At 34.3% G+C, this 5,908-nt stretch carries 7 protein-coding genes and 1 pseudogene; 2 read left to right on the top strand and 6 right to left on the bottom strand.

Annotation, left to right across the window (positions count from 1 at the left end):
* Nucleotides 1-75 precede the first annotated feature (75 nt).
* The 5 genes and pseudogenes from HMPREF0518_RS03820 to HMPREF0518_RS03835 all read right to left on the bottom strand — a co-directional run bounded on the left by HMPREF0518_RS03820 (nt 76) and on the right by HMPREF0518_RS03835 (nt 2,806).
* Nucleotides 76-828, bottom strand: a complete 753-nt coding sequence (locus tag HMPREF0518_RS03820) for an NADPH-dependent oxidoreductase (protein WP_003626309.1) — start codon at nt 826-828, stop codon at nt 76-78.
* A 151-nt stretch (nt 829-979) separates the two neighbouring features.
* A complete protein-coding gene (locus HMPREF0518_RS10420; RefSeq protein ID WP_230478146.1) occupies nt 980-1,213 on the bottom strand; it encodes an alpha/beta hydrolase in 234 nt (77 codons plus the stop codon).
* On the bottom strand, nt 1,203-1,346 hold the full coding sequence (locus HMPREF0518_RS10615) for a hypothetical protein (protein ID WP_023061128.1): 144 nt from the start codon (nt 1,344-1,346) through the stop codon (nt 1,203-1,205). Before HMPREF0518_RS10615 ends, HMPREF0518_RS10420 begins: the two co-directional genes overlap by 11 nt.
* Entirely contained in the window at nt 1,327-2,145 is an 819-nt protein-coding gene (locus HMPREF0518_RS10425) for an alpha/beta hydrolase (protein WP_003626312.1), read from the bottom strand. The genes HMPREF0518_RS10615 and HMPREF0518_RS10425 overlap by 20 nt, the downstream gene beginning before the upstream one ends.
* A 147-nt stretch (nt 2,146-2,292) precedes the next feature.
* Nucleotides 2,293-2,806 (bottom strand): annotated as a pseudogene (locus tag HMPREF0518_RS03835) (GNAT family N-acetyltransferase).
* 164 nt (nt 2,807-2,970) lie between these two features.
* On the opposite strand from HMPREF0518_RS03835, the gene HMPREF0518_RS03840 reads away from it, so the two are divergent.
* Together HMPREF0518_RS03840 and HMPREF0518_RS03845 are read left to right on the top strand one after the other, a co-directional pair.
* Nucleotides 2,971-4,311, top strand: coding sequence for a dihydrolipoyl dehydrogenase family protein (locus HMPREF0518_RS03840; protein ID WP_003626318.1), 1,341 nt, complete (start codon nt 2,971-2,973; stop codon nt 4,309-4,311).
* Between the two features lie 297 nt (nt 4,312-4,608).
* Nucleotides 4,609-4,887, top strand: coding sequence for a hypothetical protein (locus HMPREF0518_RS03845; protein WP_003626320.1), 279 nt, complete (start codon nt 4,609-4,611; stop codon nt 4,885-4,887).
* Nucleotides 4,888-5,137: 250 nt separating this feature from the next.
* Here HMPREF0518_RS03845 and HMPREF0518_RS03850 read toward each other — a convergent pair whose 3' ends face one another.
* On the bottom strand, nt 5,138-5,758 hold the full coding sequence (locus HMPREF0518_RS03850; protein WP_003626321.1) for a tyrosine-type recombinase/integrase: 621 nt from the start codon (nt 5,756-5,758) through the stop codon (nt 5,138-5,140).
* Nucleotides 5,759-5,908: the final 150 nt, after the last annotated feature.

Genomic DNA, 5,908 nt, shown 5'->3' on the forward strand with positions numbered 1-5,908 from the left:
CAAAATGATATTAATGAAAAAATAAAAATCAGATATTTCATTAGTTCTATGAAATATCTGATTGATTATTTATTTTCAATCTAAGCAAAGACCTTGTTTATGTAGTTCTTCTACCAATTGATCACGATCAGTTTCATGATTATTAAGTTTAGCTCCAGTAATCTGCTTAGTGAAAGAATCAATTCTGCGATTGCTATCACGTAAATCGTAGTAAGTAGTAACTACTTGATCATAATCTTTCAAATCTTTGACATCAAAATCTTTTGGATATGAATTTTCAAAGCAAGTAAATTTAAGTGGCAACCGTGGCTTCAGTTGTGGCTCTTGATCAGCTACGCCTACTTGCATCCCTAAAACAGGAAAAGTCAACTTAGGTAAATCAAGCGTTTCAAGCATTTGCAGAGGATGATCATTAATTGTACCTAAAGGTACATAGCCTAAATTCATACTTTCGACAGCATTTGCTACATTTTGAAAGGCAAGGAGCGTATCTTCCATGGCTTGGAAGAAAATATCAGTTGTATGTACTCTACCATCGTCTTTATTTAATTGAGTTCTGATTTGCTGATTGCGGTAAAGATCAACGATAAAAATAAATAGGTCTCCTTCTGCACCTACGTAGTTTTGACCGCAGAGTTCCTGAATCTTTTTCTTTTTTGCTTCATCGGTAATGTGCAAAAGGGATGCATTTTGCATGAACATACTGGTAGCTGTTCTGCTAAAAACAGTGTATAAAGTTGCTAGTTGTTCTTGATTTAAAGTAATATCCTTAAATTTTCGAATAGATCTGTGGTTGAGTTGGGCATCAATGGTTGGATTATGAATCATGTATTAATCTTCTTTCTAACTATTTGTAAGTCTATTATATTGTAACAGAAGATTAATAAAAACGAACAATGACTTTACTTGATTTTAGAAGATAAAGTCATTGCTCGTTTTTTGTTAGTTATGGAATTATATGGATATATATTATTGATTATTAAAGGTTTTTCTTAAAGAAATTATCAATTTTATCGAATGGAATGTAATCATGATCGCCACCATCATATAGATAGGTGTGAGTAGCGTTAGGTACGATTACTAGTTCTTTATTGTCGCCTTTCAATTTCTTAAAGGTATCTTCACCCATGTAACGTGAGTGAGCTTTTTCACCATGGACGATCAGCACCGCATTCTTAAGATCTTCGGGATGAACTAAAATCTTAGTATTCATCCAACCAGGCATACTTTTGTAATACCCAACCTTCGTTAGAGTTAACTGATCGTTTGTGGTAGCCGCGTTTGGTCTTGTAGTAAGCACTGTATTGTTTAACGTAGTCTGGTTGATCATCGAGCTGGATATTCAAAACAGCCGCCAGCTTTAGCAAATTTGCCAGTACCGTATTCCTTGGTTCTTTGTTCTGCAATTTGTTTCTTATTTTGATAACGTTCATCAGCTGTACCTTTGTCGAAGTATCCCCAAGCACCAACACGTGGCATATCGTACATGGTAATAGCCGCAGTTGCCTTAATTCGTGGGTCGTTAGCAGCGGCATTTAATGAAATACCACCCCCACAACCGCAAATACCAATAATCCCATCATAGTGTCCAGCCATAGCTACTAAATGGTCGATTTGTGGAAAGTTCTTTTTCCCAGCATTCAATTTAATGTAGGAAGCAACTTCTAAGTTCCCCATTGAGTGAGCTACAATATTAATTTTTGAATAATGATATTTGTTTCTTACCAAATCGATAGCATTTTTAACATAGCGCGCTCCCGTAGAGTCGTATGCATTAGCATATTGTCCATTATATTGTGAGTTAGTCAGCTTATTGTCTGAAAAGTTAACCTCAACTAATGGATTCTTAGCATTCTTCTTAATCTTGCCGATCAACCTGGCATGGCCCTTCTTATTTACATTAACTCTGACAATTGTATTAGTAGCTCCTGCTCTTTTTATTGCTTGAGCCATCGTATCTTCTGCGTGCCAGCTGCTTCCCCAACCATGAAAGAAGAAAGTTGGAACAGTTTTTGAATTAACTTTCACTGGTTGAATCTCTTGAACCGCATTTTCATCATGATTTTGCTTGATCTTAATTCCGGCAACGATTGCGATGATAATAATTAAAATTAAGCTAATAATACCTATCCCCTTTTTCTTCATAAAAATCCCTTCTTGGTGTTTTTTTAATGTTGTCTTAATTATATGAACTTCAACTAGTTATGTGAAATACTTATTATCATGGTCAAGCTATAGGTAAAAGTTATATATTATTATTTTGATTAAAAAAGAACCCAGCTAAGCTGAGTTCTATAAATTCAATTCATATGCAACACGGTAAGGATCAATTGGATCATCATTTTTAATGTTTCCTCGTTTGACAAAGCCAGCATCTTTAACCAAGTGTTGTACGATCTCATTTATTCTGAAAGTATCAACACGATAGTTTCTAACTCTCTCGGCATAATGTAAAGAGATCAAACTGGAGAGTAAATAACTTGCTAGATGCATACCCCGATACTCATTGCTGATGGCAACACGGAGCAACATAAGGATCAAGATCGTTTTTCCATAAACCATCAATTTGATGATAATTGGGATCAGAACCAGAAGCAACAGCAGTATAACCAGCAATTTTTTGGTCAACAATCAATACCCAGGCAGCATCTTGATCAATATCTGCATTAATTGCATCAGCATCGGGATAACCACTTTGCCATTGTGGATTGCCATCTTCTTTTAAAAACTTTTTGGCTTCGTCAATAATTGGCATAATTTGCTCAAGGTCATTTTTAGCGGCTTTGCGAATGTAAATTAGTGACATAATGTTTCTCCTTCTTGAATAAATATTATCAGAATACTTAATAGTTTCTATTTTAAGGATCTGATGTTTAAGCTTATTTAAAAGGTTTTAAGCAGATAATTTTGCTTCTTTTCGGTTAAGTATTATCTTAAATTATAGTAAGTAAATGGAAGAAGGATTTAAAAATGAAAAAGTTCGACATTATTCTTATCGGTGCAGGTCCAGCTGCAATCAATTTTAGTATAGCCACTCAAGGTTCAGACAAAAAGATTTTAGCAATTGAAGGCGATAAATTTGGTGGTACCTGCCCTAACTATGGTTGTGAACCTAAGATTTTCCTTGAAGGTGCAGTCAGAAATGTTTTATCTAGTCAATTGTTGCAAAACCGTGGTATTGCTCAAGCAAGTACGATTGATTGGAACACCTTAATGAAGACTAAGAAAGCTACTTGGAAGAATATGCCTGCTGCTCAAGAAATGGGCTTTGAGAACTTAGGCATCGATACCTTACATGGCTACGCTAAGTTTGTTGATAATCATACTGTTGAAGTGAATGGTGAACAATATCAAGCTGATAAGATCGTGATTGCCACTGGTCAAAAGCCAAGAAAGTTGAATTTCCCAGGCTCTGAATATACGCACAATAGTAATGATGTTTTAGATTTGGATAATTTACCCAAGAAGACCGTCTTCATTGGTGCCGGCATTGTTTCAATGGAAATGGCTACTTTGCTCGCAGCTGCTGGCAGTAAAGTAAGCATCGTTGAATTCTTAAGTCGCCCAATGATGGCATTTAGTGAAAAACATGTCATGAACACAGTTGAAGACATGAAGAAGCGTGGAATTGATTTTTACTTCAATCAGGGTGTAAGTGAAATTAAGAAAAACGATGATCAATATGAAGTCATTACTTCAGCTGGAACTAAGCTAACTGCTGACTATGTAGTTGATGCTAGCGGCCGAATTGCTAATGTTGATAAACTTGGCCTGGAAAATACTGATGTGCAGCTTTCTAAGCGCGGCAGCATTATTGTTGATGACTATCTTGAAACTAATGCTAAAGGAGTTTATGCTGCTGGGGATGTCATTGAAAAGAAACAGCCTGCACTAGTTCCAACTGCACACTTTGAGGCAACATACTTAGGCGATCAGCTTGTTAATGACAAACATGATCCAATTCATTATCCAATCATTGGGGCATCTGCTTTCACTTTCCCACAAGTAGCTCAAGTTGGTGTCAGTGTTGATGAAGCTAGAGATAATGATGAATATACCGTTGTAGATATGGATCATATGTTTAATACAGATATGGAATATGCTGGTAAAAATGATCAAAGCGCTAAATTAAGCTTGGTTTACAACAAGCAAAATCAATTAGTTGGTGCAGCTGAAAGTAGTCAAAATGCCATTGATGACTTGAATGGTATCATCCCACTGATCGGTTTAAAGATTACCAAGGAACAATTAAACAATAGTTATCAATTAATCTTCCCTGCTGTAAACTTTAAGACTGAGTTTATGGGGTAAAGAAAATTGTTGTTAATTCAAGTATCATTAGTAAATACGTTCTTAGTCAAAAAAGAGAGGTAAATTAAGTGCTGGTTCCACAATTGCTGATATTTCAGCAATGATTGCACATGCTACTGGACATGAAATTGCAGGAACGTTAGTTGATGCTTTTAGTTTGGCTGCTACATCTATGAGTAATAGATTATATAACTATAATAAAACACATAAACATAGTAAAGTGTATATTGATTTGAATTACACTTCTACATATTCGTTCCATACATTTTAAGATTTAAATACACGAGGTAGTTAAAAATGGAAAATAAAATATGGGTGTCTGCAATTCTATTAATAATAATTTTAGCAACTGGCGCTACCCCAACCTATAAAAATTATCGTTATTGGCTTCAAAGAAAATTAGGTTATTGGAATGCACTAGTACCAATAGCAATATTAGTAGTTATGAATTTAGTAGCTTGGATCTGGTCTGGCAATGTCACGCTATTATTTCTTTTGCCTGTAGATTTGGTGTTTATTTTTGACTCTATAATTACTTATTTTGAAATTTCTCATATTAAGAGAAATAAATATTAAATGTCTAAAAAGTGTCTGGGAAATAACTAACTCTCAGATACGAAAAGACGATCATTTTAACTCTTGATTTGAGTTACTTGACCGTCTTTTGTCAATGTCATTAAGTTAAAACATTGACAAATCTGACTTTATGAACCGAATCAAATGATTCGGTTCTTTTTATTTTAAAAAGAAAAAGTGAGCAGAGTTTATTAGCCCTTCTGCTCACTTTCATCATATTATCCGTTCTTTCATAGAAAGGTTGTGATAGTTAGTCAAAGTTTATAGTATCTAATATGTGTTCTCTTGTTTCTTGATCTAACCCAAGATAGGTCAACGTTACCTCTTCAGAACTATGGTTAAGTAACTTCATCACTAATCCAATATTATGGTTAGTTTGTTCATAAACTTTAAAAGCTCCAGTTTTTCTCATAGTATGAGTTCCCAAATAAGGAATATTTAATATCTCACCTACTCTATGCATAATCATATAATATCTTTTTCTGTCTATATGTTTATCAGGGTTAGTGAAAGAAGGAAATAACCACTCGCTTGTAAATACTTGTTGTGCTGGATGATCTTTTTGCCACTTTTCTAACCAATCATAATATTCTTGTAAATCTTTAACTACGGGTTTTAAATAAAGAACATTTCTTTTCTTTGTTTTCTTATCAATAGTATATGCGTTCCGCTTCACACTACCATCATAATCATATACATCTGACTTTTTTAATTTTAAAACATCACTAACTCTTAGTAGTGTCGCTTTACCCACTTGAAAAATGGTGTAATTTCTTACTCCAGTTTCAAACTTATCGTGAAGACAGTCTTGAACACTTTTTAATACCCAAGCATCCTTGATAGGTTTAACGATTTTGGCTTTTTTATTCACTTTTCAGTTCATTCCTTATTTCAACTACAAATTAGCAATTTAAAGCTACATTTGATTAATTATTAACCTGCTATATTTTTAAGGCTCTTAGAATCGCTCTCTCAGCATCTGGAATTTACGCAAAATCATCTAATTTCAAGATTTTTTCTG

Source organism: Lactobacillus helveticus DSM 20075 = CGMCC 1.1877 (assembly GCF_000160855.1).
GTDB lineage: Bacteria > Bacillota > Bacilli > Lactobacillales > Lactobacillaceae > Lactobacillus > Lactobacillus helveticus.